The following is an 18,272-nucleotide window of genomic DNA, read 5'->3' as shown; positions in this document are numbered from 1 at the left end:
TGGGTAGTGACCAAGATGGTTGCACCACAAGGATTTCGCAGTTCCTAGCATTATGGTTTAAATGCCGAACAGCTTATTCTCTGTTGCCTGCGTTCGACTGAACTTCGACAGGCTCAGTTGCCGCGCTCACACCGAAGTCTGCCTGTCTTGGACTTTAGGTATCCCAATCTAAATGTCGAACAGCTTATTTCTCATATCCGGGATAAATACGGGTATAACCGAGGAGTTTAATGTCTACCCTATTCCCCGAATCCCCGCTAAACTTTATCCTGATAGAGATAAGCATCGAATAACAGGAGATAGTTTTGGTTACCACCTCGTCCTGGACAACCACGAAATCAGAAGAAATTTTCCAAACAGCCCAAAACCTGATGCCGGGGGGTGTCAGTTCACCGGTTCGGGCATTTAAGTCTGTTGGTGGACAACCCATTGTATTTGACCGGGTTAAGGGTGCCTACGTATGGGATGTCGATGGCAATCAGTACATTGACTATGTTGGCACTTGGGGACCCGCCATTTGCGGTCATGCCCACCCAGAGGTTATTTCCGCCCTGCACGACGCCCTAGAAAAAGGCACAAGCTTTGGTGCCCCTTCTGCGCTAGAGAACGTTTTAGCCTCCATGGTGATTGAAGCCGTTCCCAGTATCGACATGGTGCGGTTTGTCAATTCCGGTACGGAAGCTTGTATGGCAGTCATTCGCCTGATGCGTGCCTTTACAGGCAGAGATAAAATTATCAAATTCTCTGGCTGTTACCATGGTCACGCCGATATGCTGCTCGTGCAAGCCGGTTCTGGGGTTGCTACCCTCGGCTTACCTGACTCTCCCGGTGTCCCTAAATCGGCGACAGCCAGTACCCTGACTGCCATTTATAACGATTTGGAATCGGTCAAATCTCTCTTTGCCGCCAATCCAGATAGTATTTCTGGGGTGATTCTTGAACCCGTAGTTGGTAACTCTGGTTTTGTTCCCCCTGATGCGGGATTTCTGGAAGGCTTGCGCCTGATTACTCAGGAACATGGTGCCCTGTTAGTCTTTGATGAAGTGATGACGGGTTTCCGGATTGCCTACGGCGGCGCTCAAGAAAAATTTGGCGTGACTCCTGATTTAACCACATTGGGTAAAGTGATTGGTGGAGGTTTACCCGTGGGTGCTTATGGTGGACGTCAAGATATCATGTCCATGGTTGCACCCGCAGGTCCGATGTACCAAGCCGGCACCCTTTCCGGTAATCCCCTGGCAATGACGGCTGGGATTAAAACCCTGGAGTTACTGCAAAAGCCGGGAACTTACGAACAGCTTGACAAAATCACTAAAAAGCTGTCCGAGGGGTTATTACAAATTGCAAAGGAAACCGGACATCCTGCCTGCGGTGGACAAATTAGTGCCATGTTTGGCCTGTTCTTCACCGTAGGTCCAGTGCGTAATTACGACGATGCCAAAAAATCAGATTTAGCCAAGTTTAGCCGTTTCCATCGTGGCATGTTGGAACGGGGAATTTATCTGGCACCGTCCCAGTTTGAGGCAGGGTTTACCTCTTTGGCACACACCGATGAGGATATTGACCGCACGCTAGAAGCAGCGCGGGAGGTTATGTCGAGTATCTAGGGATAAGTTAGTTTGCCATAAGCTTGGGGTAGGGACACGACATGTCGTGTCCCTACAGATGGTCGTTGGTCGTTCAACGGTAAACCCAAACAGGAGTTAATCGATAAATTTAGGTTGGGATTAGGGCGGGTTTCGTTGTTTGGTTTGAGGTGGGTTTCCTGATTTAATTCCTAAACCCGCCCCTACATCTTTACGCCAACTTGGCGATTCTATCGATAATTCGTAAATTGCAGCGCCACGGGCAATTCCTCTTGTTTCAAGCGCTGGATAATTTGTTGTAAATCATCTTTGGATTTACTTGACACTCTAACCGCATCGCCTTGAATCGAGGCTTGTACTTTTTTGAATTCATCCCGAATCAGTTTGGCGATTTTTTTGCCGATATCTTGGCTAATTCCTTTTTGCAGTTTAATTTCTTGGCGTACTCGATTGCCACTCGCTGATTCAACTTTGCCGTAGTCGAAAATTTTCGGGGAGAGGTTGCGTTTGGTGGCTTTGGTCAGCAGAATGTTATGTACAGTATCTAGGGTGAATTCGCTATCGGTGTTCACGGTAATTGTTTCATCACCCAAGTCAACGGTTGTCTTGGTGTCTTTCAAGTCATAACGGTTGCTGATTTCGCGATTGGTTTGGTCTAAGGCATTTACCAACTCTTGTCGATCAAAATCACTGACGATATCAAATGAATAGGTTGAAGCCATAATCTAATGATGTGAGCGCATTCAGAAGGTACAGTTATCTTCTTATAGCGCTAAACCTAGCTGCTTTCAACATCGAATATGACTCATCATTGTCCTGTCTAGGACTTGCACGTTCTTGGTGGCATGGGCAATACTTATAGGGGCACGGCACTGCCGTGTCCCTACTATATGGGGATTTTTTCTCCCTCATCTTCCCTAGCTCCCCCAGCTCCCCTATCCCTTACAGTATTGGACTTAGAGTTTCTTATCCCGATCGCGGCGACGGCGATCGCGCCATTCAACGGCGGTTAAGTAAACGACGCCCCCCGTTACCAGGATTAATAGTCCAGCCGCCGCTAAAAAAACTACGGTAAAAACAGAACCTTCCACAATCTCTCTAGAACCCGTTACGAGCCCAGACTACCATCGCAATCGACCAAGTGAACAGAACCAGAGTGGCGACCCAGCCTAATGACAAAATATCCATCGTGTTTTATGAGTAATAGTTAAGAAATGACTCCAAAGTTTATGATAATTCAATTTGAACCGTCTTTGACCCTGAGGAAAAGAAAGTGGTGAACTCTTCCTTTGACCCAACTGACGCGGAACGGCTCGAATCCCTGAAAGCGGCTATCCTGGGGGGATTATCCCTAGCTTTAACCTATTGTGCGATCGCGCTGTTGCACTCGCTGCTTCTACCCACCCCGCCCCCTGCCTTCAGCTTACTGGATGTCCCGGCTAATATAACCCTATTGATCAAAGTCGCGATCGCGTTTTTGTCCGGCTTTTTGTTTGGCGTCACCTACCGCTACGCCATCCGGGATGACCAAAATCCCCAACTGAAAGCAGGAGTCGTGTTAGCGTTTGGTTTGGTACGGGGTTTGGCGGTAATAGAGGGACAGCCGGATATCACCGATACCTTTTGGGTTTGGGGTATCTTAGTCATCGAGAGTCTCATCGAATTTGCGATCGCAGGTTTTACCCTCGATTGGGCAATTCAGCGCCTTTGGGTCAAACCCTTCACGTCAAACTGAGTTCCTCAAACTCCGGATAGCCATACATCTGCATCCGGTCAATAGCGGCGAGGACTTTATTATTTGCCGCCTCTGAGAACAGACATTGACACACCAACTGGGCGACATCGGCGCGATGAATCGTCCCCGCCACCTTTTGATTTTCTGTCACCACACCATTTCCGGTTGCAGGTTCTGACTTCAACCCACCGGGTCGAATCACAGTATATGTCAGTCCGCTATCCTTCAAATAGTTCTCCGCTTGTTCTTTTTCAATGAGTACAGGCTTCAACGTGGTCAACGCTTGGGGGGGTAAGGCGATCGCACTCTCACCACTACCAATCGAGGAAATCAGGATAAACTTTTGTACCTTAGCCTTGACAGCCGCATCAATTAAATGCTTATTGCCCAAAAAATCCGCTCGTTGACCCTCTTTGGGTAAGCCGCCTATCGTACTAATCACCGCCTGAATCGGTTCATCTCCCAGCATCACTTGTTCAACCGTTGCCGCATCTAGAGCATCTCCCATTACCACCTGAATCCCCATCGCTTCTAACTCGGCGCGAGAGTCCGGGGAACGCAACAGGGCTTTAACCTTCTGGTTTTGCTCAACCAGGTATTTGGCGATTTCTCGACCCACCCCGCGACTAGCGCCTGCGAGAAAAATATAAGACTTATCTGTTTCAATCATCTGTCCTTCCTTAGAGAAAATTCGTTCTCTGTTTTCACTTTAATTTCACAATTGCCCACTATCTTAAAAATAACGGCGACCAATGGGAGAATGATCGAGTTATCGGGTGTAACTAGCGCTTTTATCTAAGCAAAATCTTGACAAATTTAGGCTCTGCCCTAAAATTTAGGTGAATTCCGGCAATTTTCGTGGACATTCTCACGAAAACTTCGGTAAAGTGAAGATTCAAGAAAAAGCGCCACTGAATTAAGCCGTTAATTCAGCAACGCCTGACTAATTGAGTTTTCTAGTCCTGGCAAAAATTATAACAAATTGTGACGGCAAAGGCGTAACTGTCCTTTTGCCGTCATAATTGTTGGTTGGCAAATTCGCTTGTTTATCACACCATCTTGATCAGCTTTTCCAACTCAACACTCAACACTCAACACTAAGCACCATACCCTGTGCAGCCGCCCATTGTGCAATATCTTGACGCTGAATTGCAGCTGCCATTAAATCAGGAAACTGGTCAGGCGTGCAAGCCATGGCTGGGATACCCAATCCGGCAAGTTTTTCGGCTATCCAATGATCATACATGGGCGCACCTTCATCATTGAGGGCAAGCAGCGTGATCAACTGAACTCCTAATCCCACCAATGCCGCCACGCGCTTAAGCATTTCTTCCCGGTTTCCCCCTTCATATAGGTCACTAATTAACACTAAAATAGTGTCCTGAGGACGACGCACCAGTCCTTGGCAGTAGGTGAGGGCGCGGTTAATATCGGTTCCGCCTCCCAGTTGAGTACCAAAGAGTAAGTCTACGGGATCTGGCGCTGCGTCGGTTAAGTCTACAACCGACGTATCAAATACGACAATTCGGGTTTGCACTGCCCTGAGATAGGCTAGCACCGCCCCAAAGATTCCGGCATAGACGACAGACGTTGCCATGGAACCACTTTGGTCGATGCAGAGGATAATATCGTGTAAAGAACTGCGTTTGCGTCCGTAGCCGATTCGGGTTTCGGGGATAATTGTGCCGTATTTAGGTTGATAATGTTTGAGGTTAGCGCGGATAGTGCGGTTCCAGTCGATTTCATTATGGCGGGGACGGCGGTTGCGAATGGCACGGTTGAGGCTACCGATTATGGCTTGGCGGGTGGGGTTGGTTAATTTACGCTGCAATTGTTCAACGACTTGACGCACCACACGGCGGGCGGTTTCTTGGGTTTTGCTGGGCATAATGCTACTAAGGGATAGTAGATTTGCCACGAGATGAACATCCGGTTCAACGGCTTCTAGCAGTTCCGGTTCCAGCAGCATCTGTTGCAGGTTAAGGCGTGCCATTGCATCTTTTTGCATCACCTGCACGACTGATGAGGGGAAATAGGTGCGAATGTCGCCTAACCAACGGGCAATATTGGGGGAAGAACTCCCAAGTCCACCACGGCGGTCAGAATCGTAGAGGGCGCTGAGGGCATTATCAATGGCTTGATCCGTTGGATTAAGGGTAAAGGAATCTGCGGCTTCTCCCTCACCATTCTCCTGACAAATACCATCGGCGTCTCCACCCCCTAAGAGAAGTCGCCAACGGCGTAGGCGTTCTGGCTGGGTCATCTTTCTTCCCTCCTGGAGACCCTCGCTTTCAGCGACGGGAGGAAAGGAGGGGGATGCTTAGTTGGCATAGGAATATCCGTCCTTTTTGTGAACATCTGCACAGTATTTGTGACTGATTCCTTGAACCAGCCCATTATGCGTTGAAATGTTAAAACTTCCAGTTAGGCGTCCCGAATTTGAAAGCCGCGATGCTGTAATTCTGCTGCCCAGATAACAGCACCTGTACTATCGTTAACAAGTGCTAGTCCGGTAGTTTTGGCACCTGGATCAATCTTGATTCGGAGTGGTTCAACTTTGGGGCTTGTCACCTCCTGCTTAAGTATCAAGGTGAAAGGGTATTGGCGGAAAACCGCAGCTTTTCCCTGGGATAACAGCATTCTTGCTCTACCTGGATGAATAGGATTAAGAGGCTGTCTGTTAGTGTCTAGAACGAAAACTTTACTCACGAATGAGTCTCCTTGCGGGTAATGTTAGCTTTGACAATGTTTAAGGTCGGTACTATCTCAAAAGCACTGCCTCCCAAATGGCTGTTTAACTTTTGAGTTCTAGAGCTTGGAACTAGCTACGCATCCCAAGGTAGGAACTTTAACACTTGCCTTAAACGTAGGTATTGCTACCTGAGTCTGGTCAACTAGGGCTGTTTTTTCAAGCCCTCGCTTTTAGCGATGGGTTGTTGACTCTCCTTCCTCGTCGCTAACCTTGTCTTCCTCGTCGAAGTCTTCACGGGTTTTTTGCTGCAAATCCCGGTATAGCTGTTGAAGACAGCTAAGCCGCGCCCTCAATCGAGGTAACTTCTGTTCCAGATATGCCAATTCCTCTTGGGTTTCCAAGATTAATTGGCTGAGGATTCCCCCAGATATTTCGCCTTTTGAAATTCTTGTAAGTCTTGTGGATTTTGGACTCTGGATATTTGGGTGATCAGTTCCGTGCGGGTCATTCCCAGACTGGCTGCTAGGTGATTGAGGTTTTCCCAATCCTTGGGTTCGAGCCGTATCCCGACGCTGATCGTCTTCCGGTCTGATTTGGGTCTACCACGTTTGTTTGTCATTCTCCTTCCTCTTCATCAAGGTTTTCGCCCGTCTTTACCCTTAACTGGTCAAACAGTTCTTCAAGCTGGCGCTGCCTTTTTTCCAGCCGTTCCACTTCTGAGCGATAATGAGCCAACTGAATCGCGTTCTCCTCTATCAGTTGGCGAAGGATTCCCCCAGAAATCGTTCTTCGGCTAGTTGCGAAAGGTTCTCCTGAATTTCCCCTCTGGCAAATCGCTCCACCAGTTCTGACCTGGTTATTCCCAGTTGCTGCGCTTGAGATTGCAGAAGCTTCCATCCCTTCGGCGTAATCATCAGCGATACGTTTTTTGCGTTTTCTCTGGCTGATTTTGGTCTACCGCGCTTGTTCGTCATTCTTTCCTTTATCGTCGCTAACCTCGTCTTCATCATCCAGGTTTTTACCAGTCTTCGTTTGCAACTCGGCATAAAGACGTTCCAGCCTTGCCTTTCTATTGCTTAGCTGTTTGAGTCGGTTGTTATGGAATTCTATTTGCGAACTGTGATATGCCGTCAACTGGTCATTTTCATCGAGCAGTTCGCGGATGATTCCCCCAACAGTAGTTCCTCTGTGAGTATCGCCGAATCGATCCGTATTTCTCCTCTGGCTAGTCTCTGTACTAGCTGAGATCTCGACATTCCCAGAGCTTTGGCTTTCTGACGGAATAATTCCCAGTCCCTCGGTTCGAGCCTCAAGGTCACTGTCTTGGTGTTCCTGTCTGATTTTGGTCTTCCTCGACCTTTTGTCATCTTTTCCTTGCTCAGTCATACATTACTCCTGCATTATCGCATACGCAAAAAATCAGGACGGCTAGGTCTTGACTTTTATTTTTGAATATGCAAATAATAGCGTAAAGAGATATTTTTGGCATGTCTAAACATCCAAAAGTCAAATAAGGGACTTGCGATCGCGTAACAGAGCGCTGCGATTTCACAAGGCGCACACTGCGGATCGCTCTTCCGTGACAACCTTATCCAGCTTTCGACGATGAAACACTCCGACTGGCTACGCCTTCAATCCGAAGGCGAGAGCATCTGTGCTATCTTGCGCCAACAAGGTTATGTCTGCCGCAAACAGACTCGACGCCTATCCTGGAAACTTTCTAAAACGGGTCAAAACGATTACATGCTCAGATGGCTACCAGCACCCATCAACGAATGGAATTTGATGCCCAACGATACCAGCCCACAATGGGAACAGCTTTGGCAACTCATTGAACGCACCTTAACCACCATCAGAGGGGAAGCCAGGAAAACTCTGCCAAAACCCACTTCACAACTAGAAAATAACTCCCGCCCTTGGGCAATTATCCGACTCCTACCTGATGCCAGACGGCATACAGTGGCGAGATTTTTTAACCGTCAAGATGCAGAGGATTACCGACGCTTTCTCAAGCGTTTTATACCGGATGCTGAATTTGAAGTTTTTTTCGATGTTCCCAACGAACAGCTTTAAGGCACAACTAATTCAACAAACGATTAAACCAGGAATTAAGCGATCATGACTGCCTTATTTCGCCGCATCAAACCTGCCCAAAACTTCCGCATCACTAAGCATCAAATTGCCAAATTCTTAAATATTCCTGCTTCCCTCATCGTAAAAGTCGAATCATGGCTTTACGTAATCTTTGTCCATCGTCTCGACAAAGGAGGACAATTTATCAGCTATCGTCAGATGGCACAATGGAAAAATGCTATTGCCTGTCACCTGCAAAAATGTTCGACTAATCAACAGTTACACAACTTGTGGAATGCGATTAAATATGACCAGACAAAGCACCACAAACAATACGCTGATTCCATCTTGCCTTTCCTCAAGATAATCTGGGAAAAATGTCTTCAGAGTAGGTTTGTAGTTGCGCTGTCTTCGCCTCCATCCCTCGCTTTACCTACTACCAACGCCTAATTAAGTGACATTTTATTTAAGAAATCACCCCATGCAAGAGGAGGCGATTGAAATCGCTGCTACACAAACAAAGTCCGCCTGCGCGGACTAGGTTATAACGGGGGTAGCTAACCCGGATTTGGTATTAGAACGCTACTTACAGCGTTTTCCATGCTGGTAAGGTACATTGAGAATAAGACTTTTGCGCTCACAGAGGCTAACCTCGTCTTGTTACTGTACCTCACTAGACTGAGAAATGCTGTAGTATTAGACTTGATTTTAAGAGCGATCGCGCTTATTTTGCATTGATGTTGGATGGGAGTGGATGTTGGGTTTCGGCGCGTCAACCCAACCTACGGTGATGAGCGATCGCACTATCCTGCAATCGTTAGATAAACAGCGCTGGCGAAACCTGGAAGTAATCGCCAAGTGCCGATTCTTGTGCTTTACTTATCTGGTGTTGATGTTGCAGGAGAGTGGATGTTGGGTTTCGGCGTGTCAACCCAACCTACAGCGATGGGCGATCGCACTTAGTCAGGCTTGAATTAGTAGGGTGATCGCCTTAAACTTGATTGTAAGAGCGATCGCGCTTATTTTGCATTGATGTTGGATGAGAGTGGATGTTGGCTTTCGGCGCGTCAACCCAACCTACGGCGATGGGCGATCGCACTTAGTACCGCTATAATAATTATAAATAAATCAGGAACGGCTCAAATCCAAAATCTTAAATATAGATTTTATCGTTAAACCTATACTACAATTGATAAAATTATGATGAATAGAGCAATTAATTTTCAAACAGTTTCTTGGTTTTGGGATCTTTACACAAGGAAGCTGCTCGATCTCGCTCCCCCCTATCAAAGACGCAGTGTTTGGAATCAAGACTACAAGGATTTTTTCATAGATACTGTTCTCAACAATTATCCTGCACCGGCAATTTTTTTGTATCAAGACATTACCGCTGAAGGCATTTCTAGATATAGTGTTGTTGATGGAAAACAAAGGCTATCTACTTTGTTTGAATTTGCTGAAAACCAATTTCCTGTCAGCGAAACTGCAACTATTACAAATCTTAGAGGTAAATATTTTAAGGATTTAGATACTGAGGTCAAACAAAATTTTTGGAAATATCAGTTTGCAGTTGAATACGTTCCATCTTCAGATGAAGCTATCATTAATAATATATTTGACCGGATTAACCGAAATGTTAGTAAATTAACACCTCAAGAGCTTCGCCATGCAAAGTTTAATGGAGTATTTATTAACGCAGTGGAAGATTTAACTCAATGGATGAGTTGTGTTATTCCACCCAACTTTCCTTCAATTAATACAAAATCAAGAAAGCAAATGAAGGATGTAGAATTAGTTGCTCAACTTTTACTTTTTTTAGAGGAAGGAGTCAAATCTTATCGTCAAGAAGATTTAGATAAAGCTTTTAGTGATAGAGAATTTAATTGGGACGATCAAGACGAGATAGAAAATTACTTCAAAGAAGTAATTCAATTAATAAAGCAGCTTATAGAACAATCTCCTCAAAATATAGATTTACGAAAAACCAGACTTAAAAATCAAACTGATTTTTATTCTATTTTTGCAGCTATTTCAGAATTGAAGCGTGATAATTATAATTTTTCAGGTAAAATCCCTGAAGTATCTAAGAAAATAAATGATTTTCTACAAATTGTAAACTCTCCTGAAGAAAGAATCAATATTCCAGAGGCTCAAGATTACTATGATGCTATTACAACTTCTCCTCTTTACTCCACTGTTGAAAAAACTAAAACCAGAATTAATATTTTAAAATCTCTAATACAAGGAAATATTAATTTAAAATTGTTTAATTAATGATTTATCCTTCAATTTTACAACGTCGCTATCAAGAATATCTTCCCTTGGTTGAGCAAGTTGCAATTCGAGTTAAAAACACCATGCTCAACTTTTGTGAAAACAATGGGTATGCCCTAACTTATCGAACCAAAACTAAAGGATCTTTAGCGGAAAAAATTGAAACAGGTAGGTTTAAACAATGGTCTGATATAGATGATTTATTTGCTTGTACAGTTATTATACCAACTTTACAGAAAGAACAGGAAGTAAAAGATTTTTGTAAAGATAGTTTTGAAGTTGTTAAAACCATTAAAAGAGGACAAAACAAAAAATCTCCCGATACTTTTAGATTCGATACAACTAGAATTTATGCTCGTTTAAAAAGACCAGAAGATGCAATCGCAAATAAACAATTAAACATTTTTGATATTACATTTGAGATTCAAATCAAAAGTGCTTTTGAACATGCCTGGACAGTTTCAACTCATGACTTAGTTTATAAAAGCTCTACAATCGATTGGAAACGACTTCGTTTAGCCGCACAAATTAAAGCTACCGTTGAACAACTAGATACATTGATTTTAGCATTTGAACAAGCCTATCCTAGTATACAAGATAATGACTATCCTGAAATTAAAAGAAAGTGCAAACTAGCTACCGAGACCCAAAAGCTTTTTGATCAAGGTAAAATTCCCCAAGAACTGAAGCCAAAAGACATGACCCGTTTTTGCGATAACGTATATCGTATTCTTTCTAGTGCTGAGAAAGAGAAGAATATGCAAGACGTTATTACATGTATTAAACAAAAAATTAATTCAACACCAAGCAAGCAAATTCCTCTGAGTCTATCTTTGTTGCAATATTTCATAGCAATTTTAGTAGAAAATCAAGTCATTAAATTCCCCTTGCCAAAGTATTACTTTCACGTAACCGATGAATTAATTACGCTTTATCCAAAATGTTTTGAAAAAAATGCTAATTCAACTTTCCAATATCATAGCTAACTTCTCTACAAACCTTGAATTTTCCTCCGAAGCTAAACCTTCTTGCAAAACTGACAACACTCTCGCCATATTTCCGGCTAAAACGCAGTGCAGCAGGTAAGTAAACAACTCCTTCAATCAGTTCAGCTTTCTGGAGAGAAGGCATCGCGTTATAACGACGCTCAAATTCAGAACGATTTAAGTGATCACCACTTTCAAGCGCTGGAGGTAAAGACTCTTGCTGGAAGGGAGTTTGAACCATTGATTGCTGTTGTCGCTAGTGTTGATGTCTCTATCCCTAGATCCTATAGCAGTAGACACATCGATTAGGACTTTCCGAACTGTTGTTCCAGACGTTCCGCCGGAACATCTCTACTAAATGATGTGTCCTAACCGCTATGGCGGTTGCTATATCTGCTATCATCCTATATTCTCACAACTCGACTAAGCGCGATCGCATGGCTGATGGCGAAGACAGCGCCACTACGAACCTGGGCGATCGCACTTATTTGGCGTTAATGTTGGACAGGAGTGGAAGTTGGGTAACAAGCGTCAACCCAACCTACATCTATGTTGCGATCGCACTTTCCCTAACCCTTAAATCTAATTATCTTCCCGATAAAATTTATTCGGCGATAAACCGATCGCGCCCAATATGAACTTGCCACTCAACAATCCTGGCTGAATCCGCTAACATACCGTCTCGAACGCGAGGGCTACTGTTGACAATTTCCTGCGCCTCCTCTAGATTCTCTGCTTGGATTACCCAAAGCCCTGTTCCATCGTGAGGGAAAAAAGGACCACAGCAAAGCAAAATACCTTGTTCATGTTTTTGACGGAACCAAGCAAGCTGATCCTGATCATGTTCAGGATGCTGCTTTTTGTAGTCGTAATAGTCTGGAACCGTCGCAACAACAACAGCAAATAATTTAGCCATCACTATCTACTTTTCAGCAATAATTGAATAGTTTTCTACTTATTGAATAGTATTTTATTCAAAAAACTGTACCATCACTCTCAATCTGAATCGGCGGAACCCCTCCTTCTCTTAATTGTGCCGCAATCTTTCGTCCGGCTGTCCAAGTCCCACCTTGTAGAACCTTAACTAAAGGTAATTGGGTTGCTGTTAAGTTTAACTGTTTTCGGATAGCTTCGGCAATTCGATCCAACAAACTTACCGTCAGCGCCCGCCATTCGACAATTACTTCAGAACCCGGTAAGTGGCGCTGCTGTAAAATAGCCGAATCTTTCACCACAATCAGTCCTAAATCAAGGCATAAACCGCCATTGCGATACTCGGCTAATCCGGTGAGTTCGTCTAGTCCAGTAATTTCTAACCCTAATTCTTGTAAGGGTTCTAAGAGGGAGTAAGTTAACCACTGGGAAAGTTTGTGAAACGGGATATATTGATCACTCGGCTTTTCCCCAGAGAGGGCAGAATGAGACCAGACATCGCCTAAATTCACGCCCGCGATCGCAAGTCGTCCTGACCAAATATCACCTAACCCCTCTAACACAGCCGATAATACCACTTCAGCGGGTAGCTTACCGATAAAGTTGGGTTTAGATAAGTTATCGATTTTTTCCATAACCTTATCTATCAAACTCCCTTCTATTGCTTCTCCCTCACGGGTTGAAAGACTCAACAAATACTTGACCAAATTACCCGGACGGGGATTTTCCTCACTAAACAATTCCGGATGAGTCTGTAGGGATTCTCCCAAGCGCTGTAAGAGTTTTACCCTACCCTCTAAACCTAAAAGGGGATTCGCTGAACTAACCTGAAATCCGTGAGCTAACTGCTCAACTGTTAAGTTTTGTAATCCTTTCGTATCGGCTTGTAGGGGGTATTCTGGGTTACTGGAAAACATACCCTGACAGAACATGCGGAAACTAGCAACAGCTAACCCTTCAGAACGGCGAAACACTTGTCCCGTTTCGGCTTCAACATATTGCCAATCAGCACCCGCCCCCGCATCTAATAAAACACTAACAATGGCTAAATCAAATTTAGTTTGGGCTTTTTGCAGGGGAGTAAGTCCGGCTAATTTTTGTGATAATTCAGCAAGGCGTGGCACATTTCCGACTTCAAAATGTCGCCAGCGACTGTGGAACGGGATATTAAAATCGGGATAGTCATCCTGTATCACTTGAATCACATAACTGGCTACATTTTCTAGCTGGGTTAAATCGCAACGGAAGTAATGTAAATGATTTGCCTCAGCCAGATGCAAGACGCGATCGCACCGTTCTCGAATCGCTTGTGGTGTTCTTAGATATGCAATGGTTTGTTGGTCATTCGTCATTTGTCATTTGTCATTTGTCATTCGTTATTGGTTCCAGATAACTTGAGTGAAGCGAAGGCTCAAACTTTAAAACGTTTCCATAATTTTTTTATAGTGTGCACCCCTGAATAACTATCTGTAGGTATAGCTTACTACAGACGCCAGCGCGGGAGTACACACTCTACTTGTGATTAGACACACTTACTGTTCTGAATTGAAGGAAACACTGCTGACTATGAGGAAGCTAAGTCACTGGATCAAGAATAACAAAGAAGTTGCCGGAAATCAAATCTGCAATCGTCTGTTCTTTTTGGCATTTCATTCATCATTGGTTCTGCTCAACTCCCCAATTTCCAATAACGAAGCAAAAACTATCAACCAAGACTACGTCCTTTAATCGTCGCTAATTTTACGGCATCGGGTGCGGTGGTTTCGGTGTAATAACCAGCCGCTTGCTTGGCAGCAATTTCCACCATGGCATCTTCGGGAATTAAATTGTCAGGAATTGGGATGCGTTTGACAATCTCAATACCAGAATTAGTGATCGCATTATATTTCATGTCGCTCATGGAGACAAAACTGTCAATGCGAGTAATTCCCAACCAGTGTAGTACATCGGGCATTAGTTCTTGGAACCGCATATCGGGGGCACCCGCCACACATTCGGTGCGGTTGAAATAGGCATCCGCGCGATCGCCGCCTTCTTGTCGCTTACGGGCATTATAAACCAGGAATTTGGTGACTTCACCTAATGCTCGCCCTTCTTTGCGGAAGTAAACCAAAACCCCTGCACCTCCAGCTTGCGCGGTTTGCACACAAACTTCCAAACCATGTACCAAGTAAGGACGACAAGTGCAGATATCGGAACCAAAGACATCAGAACCGTTGCATTCATCATGAACGCGCACGGCAAGTTGGCGATTGGGATCAGTAATGGCGTCCACTTCGCCGATTAAATAGGCAGTAATTCCCCCAATCGGCGGTAGGAAAACCTGTAAATCCGGGCGGGTTACCAGTTCCGGGAACATTCCCCCGGTTTGTTGGAAGAGGGCGCGGCGTAATTCTCCTTCCTCGACGTTGAGTCGGTGGGCGATTCCGGGCAGATACCACACGGGGTCAATGGCGACTTTGGTGACGACTAAACTGCCATTTGGCTTGACAATTTTACCGTCAACTGATAAGCGTTTTTTCTGAATCGCCTCTTGGATTTCCGGCAAATTGACATGAGCTTGGGTAACTGCGATCGTGGGTCGAATGTCGTATCCTTGCTCATAGAAATTGGCGTAGACATCCCCCACCATTCCCCCAAAGGGATCAAGAGACACAATGCGATTAGGGTTAGCCCAACTGGGATGGGGACCTATCGCCACAACCGGAGCCGTATTGGTTAAATCCGCTCGGTGATTGGGATGCAGCGCTCCACTGGCAACGGCTAATGCCCGATAGACGGAATAGGAACCGGAGTGAGTGCCGATCGCGTTACGATGGGCGAGGTTCGTCACCGTACCAATAATCGGTCTGCGCTTGAGGGGGTCGATTTCTCCCCAATGCAGGCGAGGGGGTTGTTCCCGGGAACGCCCTGGATGAGAGGTCAAAACAATATGCTTTGGTTTCGACTTCGACAAAGGCTGTGATAGTTGCATGATGGCTCCTATGTAGAGTGCACCTCAAATTAACGTATGAGTCGTTTAATTCAAGCAAGCTCCAATCATAGCAAGTAGAAATGGGTTCTGCGTGAACCTGATGGAGCTAAGTGTCAACACCCTGTTATTTTTTCTTAAAATACACCGGAATGGCTCAGAGGCTATGGTACGAGGAACACAGTGACTGGGGCATAGGGCTCCGAGTCACTGATATAGCGCTACGCGCCGGGGAATAGGGAATGGGCAATAGTGAAGACAAAGCCCACAGCCCGTCAAATTACCCGCAGGGTAATAAAAATGGCGTAACCCAATACTGCTCGGTTAAGGAAAAAGTAGACGCGCGTGTTCACATCCTAGTGAAGACCGACTACGCCGATGAATCTATCTAGGGTTAGACCTCTGGATTACTCACATATTTCTTAACATTAGTGAGGGCGATCGCTATAGCGCTCTCCAACCCCATTTCTACATAGCCAATTCTCAATAAAGACAGAATAAATATAGGTCCAGGTACTTAGATGGATCAAACATTATCCTACGACTCACACCGCTCTTTCCTATGCTTCAATGGCTGTTCCCACCCATGATGGCTTTGTCGCTGATGTTGATCCGATCAGGCTTTTCTCCCCTGAAGGCACTTTTGTTCCTCAACAAATTGAAATTCGCGGCGCTGATGTGTTTGATGCAGGGACGGAGGTAAACGTTGAAGATCCCTCGACTACGCCAATTGTATTTGATCCGCCAGAGAGATTTTTTGGAGCCGTTCGTCAGGGAACGCCAGAAGGCGGAGTGATTAAGCCACATCCCTTACTTAAAGAGCCTGGACAAGGAGGATTTCTGGATTTACCGCCTTATGTCAATGGTGACTTTACCCGGACACCCAATGAAACGTTAGCTCGTATTACCATTCAACAGGTACCTGAAGCGAGTTCAATCTTCGGCATTTTTGGGATAGGTCTAATGCTCGGTTTTGGTGGATTGATTGATCGACTTCGTTCTAGAAAATAAGATAGGGTTTAAGCTGTTCGGCATTTAAGCTTTAATGCCAATAATGGCGAGCATCCTTGTAGTGCGTTAAGCGAAGCCATGCCGCAGGCTTTGCATCTTGCTCGCTACTAATACCCAATTTAAATGCATAACAGCTTATCTTCAGTAGGATGTGATCTCCGTGTCTGGCTGCTCAGTTCCCTGGTGGATAATAACTTGAGCGGTGTTAGCGATCGCGAAAAGTCGGTTTACTTAAGGATGTCTAGGATTAACGCTCCTTAAATCCATTTTTTTATGCCTGATATCATACAACCAAAACTTAAGCCGTGCAATCGGTAAAGTTAAGGAGATTATGCCTAACTCTTAAGGTGAATTTTCTTGAATATATGTCTTGGATTGTAAATGTTATGGCAAGTTGACCAAGCTGGGCGCAAAATATCGGAAAAAGTCAGGTTACGACTGAAAACTGTTCCGGACAAAAATAAATCTGATAAAATTTCAGAGCAAGGATAAGCACGAACTCCTGCCATGGACGCCCAATCGCAATTAACCTGGCATCAAATTAAACAAGCTGCTAACCAAACTTTGTATGGCAACACAGGCAGCTACTTGAGTGATGTTGAAGAAAAAGTCTTGCGCGGGGCTTGGGAGGATTACAGTTATGAGCAAATTGCCGAACAGCATAACTTCACCGTAAATTACATCAGAGGAGATGTCGGACCCCAGTTATGGCGTAAGCTGTCTGCGGCGTTAGGCGAGAAAGTCAGCAAAACCAATTTTCGGGAACCGTTAACGCGAGGACTTGCTAAACTATCACAACCCGTATCCTCGCAAAAGATAGAATACCCCGATGGACCTGTACCCCTACGTTCTCAGTTCTATGTAGAACGCCCTCCCATTGAATCGGATTGTTACCAGACGATTTTGCAACCCGGGGCACTGATTCGGATTAAAGCCCCGCGCAAGATGGGAAAAACCTCTCTCTTGGATAGAATTATTGAGTATGCTGAGACGCAAGGGTATCGTACCGTCCGTTTAAATCTGCGACAAATCGAACAGGCAAAATTTAGTGACTTAGATAAGTTTCTACGCTGCTTTTGTGCCTGTATTAGCGATAAGTTAAAGCCGGATGCGGTGCTGTCTGATTATTGGAATGAAGACCGAGGCAGTATGCTTAGTTGTACTCGCTATTTTGAAGTGCTTTTGGCACAAGCCGAGAGTCCCTTGGTTTTAGCCCTGGATGAAGTAGACCGAGTATTCCAATATCCAAACATTGCCACGCATTTTTTTCCCCTGATTCGGAGTTGGCATGAAGAAGCGAATAATCTAGAACTTTGGGAACAACTACGCTTGGTAGTGGTTCATAGCACGGAAGATTATGGCTCATTAGATATTAATCAATCCCCATTTAATGTTGGCTTACCCGTACCATTAGCTGAGTGGACATCTCCACAAGTGGAAGACTTGGCACAGCGTCATGCTTTAGATTGGACAGTTCAAATTGGTAGTGAAGGACTAACACCGTTACTGGCAAAGGTGGGCGGACATCCTTATTTAGTGCGGTTGGCACTTTATAAACTGGCGACTAAACAGATAACATTGGATGAATTATTACAAGATGCGGCTACAGATGCGGGAATCTATAGTCAACATTTGCGTCACCACTTAGCCACGTTTAAAGAACATCCAGAACTTGCTAACGCCCTGGAAAAGGTGGTAAATGCAACTGAACCTGTGCCATTAGATACAATGCAGGCGTATAAGTTACATAGTATGGGATTGATTGAACAGCAGGGGAATCAGGTTACACCGAGATGTCAATTATATCGGCAGTATTTTCGAGAACATTTGAATTAGTCATTTGTCATTTGTCATTTGTCATTTGTCATTTGTCATTTGTCATTTGTCATTTGTCATTTGTCATTTGTCATTTGTCATTTGTCATTTGTCATTTGTCATTTGTCATTTGTCACAAAATTTACAATTTAGTCAGGGCGGGTTTTGTTACATCTAGGTGAAGGAAGAAACTAGG

Annotated in this window: 23 protein-coding genes and 2 pseudogenes; 11 read left to right on the top strand and 14 right to left on the bottom strand. The window is 44.7% G+C overall.

Annotated features, from left to right (window positions below; all coding sequences use genetic code 11):
- The first annotated feature begins 305 nt into the window (after window positions 1-305).
- Window positions 306-1,607 (top strand): glutamate-1-semialdehyde 2,1-aminomutase, encoded by a 1,302-nt coding sequence (gene hemL / locus RIG27_RS16915; RefSeq protein ID WP_446347019.1) that lies wholly within the window; start codon window positions 306-308, stop codon window positions 1,605-1,607.
- Window positions 1,608-1,816: 209 nt separating this feature from the next.
- Here the strand turns inward: hemL and RIG27_RS16910 are convergent, their stop codons facing one another.
- From RIG27_RS16910 to petN, 3 genes are all read right to left on the bottom strand, one after another.
- On the bottom strand, window positions 1,817-2,308 hold the full coding sequence (locus tag RIG27_RS16910; protein ID WP_446347017.1) for a YajQ family cyclic di-GMP-binding protein: 492 nt from the start codon (window positions 2,306-2,308) through the stop codon (window positions 1,817-1,819).
- Between the two features lie 234 nt (window positions 2,309-2,542).
- The gene (locus tag RIG27_RS16905; RefSeq protein WP_446347015.1) at window positions 2,543-2,677 is read right to left on the bottom strand and encodes a hypothetical protein; all 135 of its coding nucleotides are present in this window, start codon (window positions 2,675-2,677) and stop codon (window positions 2,543-2,545) included.
- Between the two features lie 7 nt (window positions 2,678-2,684).
- Window positions 2,685-2,774, bottom strand: coding sequence for a cytochrome b6-f complex subunit PetN (petN, locus tag RIG27_RS16900; RefSeq protein WP_071777176.1), 90 nt, complete (start codon window positions 2,772-2,774; stop codon window positions 2,685-2,687).
- An 85-nt stretch (window positions 2,775-2,859) separates the two neighbouring features.
- On the opposite strand from petN, the gene RIG27_RS16895 reads away from it, so the two are divergent.
- Window positions 2,860-3,321, top strand: coding sequence for a hypothetical protein (locus RIG27_RS16895; RefSeq protein ID WP_446347013.1), 462 nt, complete (start codon window positions 2,860-2,862; stop codon window positions 3,319-3,321).
- On the opposite strand, the gene RIG27_RS16890 is transcribed toward RIG27_RS16895, so the two are convergent.
- The 7 genes and pseudogenes from RIG27_RS16890 to RIG27_RS16860 form a co-directional block, all read right to left on the bottom strand.
- A complete protein-coding gene (locus RIG27_RS16890) occupies window positions 3,308-3,991 on the bottom strand; it encodes an SDR family oxidoreductase (RefSeq protein WP_446347011.1) in 684 nt (227 codons plus the stop codon). The two genes, RIG27_RS16895 and RIG27_RS16890, sit on opposite strands and share 14 nt — an antisense overlap.
- Window positions 3,992-4,405: 414 nt before the next feature.
- The gene (locus RIG27_RS16885) at window positions 4,406-5,584 is read right to left on the bottom strand and encodes a VWA domain-containing protein (RefSeq protein ID WP_446347009.1); all 1,179 of its coding nucleotides are present in this window, start codon (window positions 5,582-5,584) and stop codon (window positions 4,406-4,408) included.
- A 164-nt stretch (window positions 5,585-5,748) separates the two neighbouring features.
- Window positions 5,749-6,030: pseudogene (locus tag RIG27_RS16880) on the bottom strand (RRXRR domain-containing protein); the annotation flags it as partial.
- A 213-nt stretch (window positions 6,031-6,243) separates the two neighbouring features.
- On the bottom strand, window positions 6,244-6,414 hold the full coding sequence (locus RIG27_RS16875; RefSeq protein WP_446345482.1) for a hypothetical protein: 171 nt from the start codon (window positions 6,412-6,414) through the stop codon (window positions 6,244-6,246).
- A 2-nt stretch (window positions 6,415-6,416) separates the two neighbouring features.
- Window positions 6,417-6,632: a hypothetical protein gene (locus tag RIG27_RS16870; RefSeq protein WP_446347007.1), complete on the bottom strand. Its 216-nt coding sequence runs from the start codon at window positions 6,630-6,632 to the stop codon at window positions 6,417-6,419.
- 136 nt (window positions 6,633-6,768) lie between these two features.
- Window positions 6,769-6,987 carry a hypothetical protein gene (locus RIG27_RS16865; protein ID WP_446345485.1) on the bottom strand — a complete coding sequence of 73 codons (219 nt, stop codon included), beginning with the start codon at window positions 6,985-6,987 and terminating at the stop codon, window positions 6,769-6,771.
- Window positions 6,968-7,399: a hypothetical protein gene (locus RIG27_RS16860; protein WP_446345487.1), complete on the bottom strand. Its 432-nt coding sequence runs from the start codon at window positions 7,397-7,399 to the stop codon at window positions 6,968-6,970. Before RIG27_RS16860 ends, RIG27_RS16865 begins: the two co-directional genes overlap by 20 nt.
- A gap of 219 nt (window positions 7,400-7,618) precedes the next feature.
- On the opposite strand from RIG27_RS16860, the gene RIG27_RS16855 reads away from it, so the two are divergent.
- The 5 genes from RIG27_RS16855 (at window position 7,619) to RIG27_RS16835 (ending at window position 11,346) form a co-directional block, all read left to right on the top strand.
- Complete coding sequence (locus tag RIG27_RS16855; RefSeq protein ID WP_446345489.1) at window positions 7,619-8,086, top strand: hypothetical protein; 468 nt, start codon at window positions 7,619-7,621, stop codon at window positions 8,084-8,086.
- A gap of 45 nt (window positions 8,087-8,131) precedes the next feature.
- Entirely contained in the window at window positions 8,132-8,536 is a 405-nt protein-coding gene (locus RIG27_RS16850; protein ID WP_446347004.1) for a hypothetical protein, read from the top strand.
- A gap of 304 nt (window positions 8,537-8,840) precedes the next feature.
- The gene (locus tag RIG27_RS16845) at window positions 8,841-9,059 is read left to right on the top strand and encodes a hypothetical protein (RefSeq protein WP_446347002.1); all 219 of its coding nucleotides are present in this window, start codon (window positions 8,841-8,843) and stop codon (window positions 9,057-9,059) included.
- Between the two features lie 227 nt (window positions 9,060-9,286).
- On the top strand, window positions 9,287-10,360 hold the full coding sequence (locus RIG27_RS16840; RefSeq protein WP_446347000.1) for a DUF262 domain-containing protein: 1,074 nt from the start codon (window positions 9,287-9,289) through the stop codon (window positions 10,358-10,360).
- Entirely contained in the window at window positions 10,360-11,346 is a 987-nt protein-coding gene (locus RIG27_RS16835; RefSeq protein ID WP_446346998.1) for a hypothetical protein, read from the top strand. The genes RIG27_RS16840 and RIG27_RS16835 overlap by 1 nt, the downstream gene beginning before the upstream one ends.
- A gap of 76 nt (window positions 11,347-11,422) precedes the next feature.
- Here RIG27_RS16835 and RIG27_RS16830 read toward each other — a convergent pair.
- Window positions 11,423-11,587: pseudogene (locus RIG27_RS16830) on the bottom strand (Uma2 family endonuclease); the annotation flags it as partial.
- A gap of 136 nt (window positions 11,588-11,723) precedes the next feature.
- Between RIG27_RS16830 and RIG27_RS16825 the strand changes: the two are divergent.
- Window positions 11,724-11,984 carry a hypothetical protein gene (locus tag RIG27_RS16825; protein WP_446345497.1) on the top strand — a complete coding sequence of 87 codons (261 nt, stop codon included), beginning with the start codon at window positions 11,724-11,726 and terminating at the stop codon, window positions 11,982-11,984.
- Here the strand turns inward: RIG27_RS16825 and RIG27_RS16820 are convergent.
- From RIG27_RS16820 to RIG27_RS16810, 3 genes are all read right to left on the bottom strand, one after another.
- Entirely contained in the window at window positions 11,951-12,262 is a 312-nt protein-coding gene (locus tag RIG27_RS16820; protein ID WP_006098102.1) for a YciI family protein, read from the bottom strand. The genes RIG27_RS16825 and RIG27_RS16820 overlap by 34 nt on opposite strands.
- A gap of 58 nt (window positions 12,263-12,320) precedes the next feature.
- On the bottom strand, window positions 12,321-13,631 hold the full coding sequence (locus RIG27_RS16815; protein ID WP_446346996.1) for a URC4/urg3 family protein: 1,311 nt from the start codon (window positions 13,629-13,631) through the stop codon (window positions 12,321-12,323).
- 353 nt (window positions 13,632-13,984) lie between these two features.
- Window positions 13,985-15,253 carry a GTP cyclohydrolase II gene (locus RIG27_RS16810; protein WP_446346994.1) on the bottom strand — a complete coding sequence of 423 codons (1,269 nt, stop codon included), beginning with the start codon at window positions 15,251-15,253 and terminating at the stop codon, window positions 13,985-13,987.
- 567 nt (window positions 15,254-15,820) lie between these two features.
- Here RIG27_RS16810 and RIG27_RS16805 point away from each other — a divergent pair.
- The 3 genes from RIG27_RS16805 (at window position 15,821) to RIG27_RS16795 (ending at window position 18,258) form a co-directional block, all read left to right on the top strand.
- Window positions 15,821-16,261 (top strand): hypothetical protein, encoded by a 441-nt coding sequence (locus RIG27_RS16805; RefSeq protein WP_446346992.1) that lies wholly within the window; start codon window positions 15,821-15,823, stop codon window positions 16,259-16,261.
- A 507-nt stretch (window positions 16,262-16,768) separates the two neighbouring features.
- The gene (locus tag RIG27_RS16800) at window positions 16,769-18,097 is read left to right on the top strand and encodes an AAA-like domain-containing protein (RefSeq protein WP_446346990.1); all 1,329 of its coding nucleotides are present in this window, start codon (window positions 16,769-16,771) and stop codon (window positions 18,095-18,097) included.
- The gene (locus RIG27_RS16795) at window positions 18,055-18,258 is read left to right on the top strand and encodes a hypothetical protein (RefSeq protein ID WP_446347071.1); all 204 of its coding nucleotides are present in this window, start codon (window positions 18,055-18,057) and stop codon (window positions 18,256-18,258) included. The genes RIG27_RS16800 and RIG27_RS16795 overlap by 43 nt, the downstream gene beginning before the upstream one ends.
- Window positions 18,259-18,272 lie beyond the last annotated feature (14 nt).

Origin of the sequence: Coleofasciculus sp. F4-SAH-05, assembly GCF_040222985.1 — a bacterium.
Lineage (GTDB): Bacteria > Cyanobacteriota > Cyanobacteriia > Cyanobacteriales > Coleofasciculaceae > Coleofasciculus > Coleofasciculus chthonoplastes.
Note: the sequence above shows the minus strand (reverse complement) of the source record. Positions and strands in the feature narration are given on the sequence as shown.

Coding starts and splice junctions, on each gene's coding strand:
- RIG27_RS16865 (WP_446345485.1), bottom strand. CDS start 6,987: ATGACGAACAAGCGCGGTAGACCAAAATCAGCCAGAGAAAACGCAAAA.
- RIG27_RS16850 (WP_446347004.1), top strand. CDS start 8,132: ATGACTGCCTTATTTCGCCGCATCAAACCTGCCCAAAACTTCCGCATC.
- RIG27_RS16805 (WP_446346992.1), top strand. CDS start 15,821: ATGGCTGTTCCCACCCATGATGGCTTTGTCGCTGATGTTGATCCGATC.
- RIG27_RS16860 (WP_446345487.1), bottom strand. CDS start 7,399: ATGACTGAGCAAGGAAAAGATGACAAAAGGTCGAGGAAGACCAAAATC.
- RIG27_RS16855 (WP_446345489.1), top strand. CDS start 7,619: ATGAAACACTCCGACTGGCTACGCCTTCAATCCGAAGGCGAGAGCATC.
- RIG27_RS16870 (WP_446347007.1), bottom strand. CDS start 6,632: ATGACAAACAAACGTGGTAGACCCAAATCAGACCGGAAGACGATCAGC.
- RIG27_RS16810 (WP_446346994.1), bottom strand. CDS start 15,253: ATGCAACTATCACAGCCTTTGTCGAAGTCGAAACCAAAGCATATTGTT.
- RIG27_RS16845 (WP_446347002.1), top strand. CDS start 8,841: ATGTTGGGTTTCGGCGCGTCAACCCAACCTACGGTGATGAGCGATCGC.
- RIG27_RS16820 (WP_006098102.1), bottom strand. CDS start 12,262: ATGGCTAAATTATTTGCTGTTGTTGTTGCGACGGTTCCAGACTATTAC.
- RIG27_RS16840 (WP_446347000.1), top strand. CDS start 9,287: ATGATGAATAGAGCAATTAATTTTCAAACAGTTTCTTGGTTTTGGGAT.
- RIG27_RS16825 (WP_446345497.1), top strand. CDS start 11,724: ATGGCGGTTGCTATATCTGCTATCATCCTATATTCTCACAACTCGACT.
- RIG27_RS16910 (WP_446347017.1), bottom strand. CDS start 2,308: ATGGCTTCAACCTATTCATTTGATATCGTCAGTGATTTTGATCGACAA.
- RIG27_RS16885 (WP_446347009.1), bottom strand. CDS start 5,584: ATGACCCAGCCAGAACGCCTACGCCGTTGGCGACTTCTCTTAGGGGGT.
- RIG27_RS16795 (WP_446347071.1), top strand. CDS start 18,055: ATGTCAATTATATCGGCAGTATTTTCGAGAACATTTGAATTAGTCATT.
- RIG27_RS16800 (WP_446346990.1), top strand. CDS start 16,769: ATGGACGCCCAATCGCAATTAACCTGGCATCAAATTAAACAAGCTGCT.
- petN (WP_071777176.1), bottom strand. CDS start 2,774: ATGGATATTTTGTCATTAGGCTGGGTCGCCACTCTGGTTCTGTTCACT.
- RIG27_RS16835 (WP_446346998.1), top strand. CDS start 10,360: ATGATTTATCCTTCAATTTTACAACGTCGCTATCAAGAATATCTTCCC.
- RIG27_RS16890 (WP_446347011.1), bottom strand. CDS start 3,991: ATGATTGAAACAGATAAGTCTTATATTTTTCTCGCAGGCGCTAGTCGC.
- RIG27_RS16815 (WP_446346996.1), bottom strand. CDS start 13,631: ATGACGAATGACCAACAAACCATTGCATATCTAAGAACACCACAAGCG.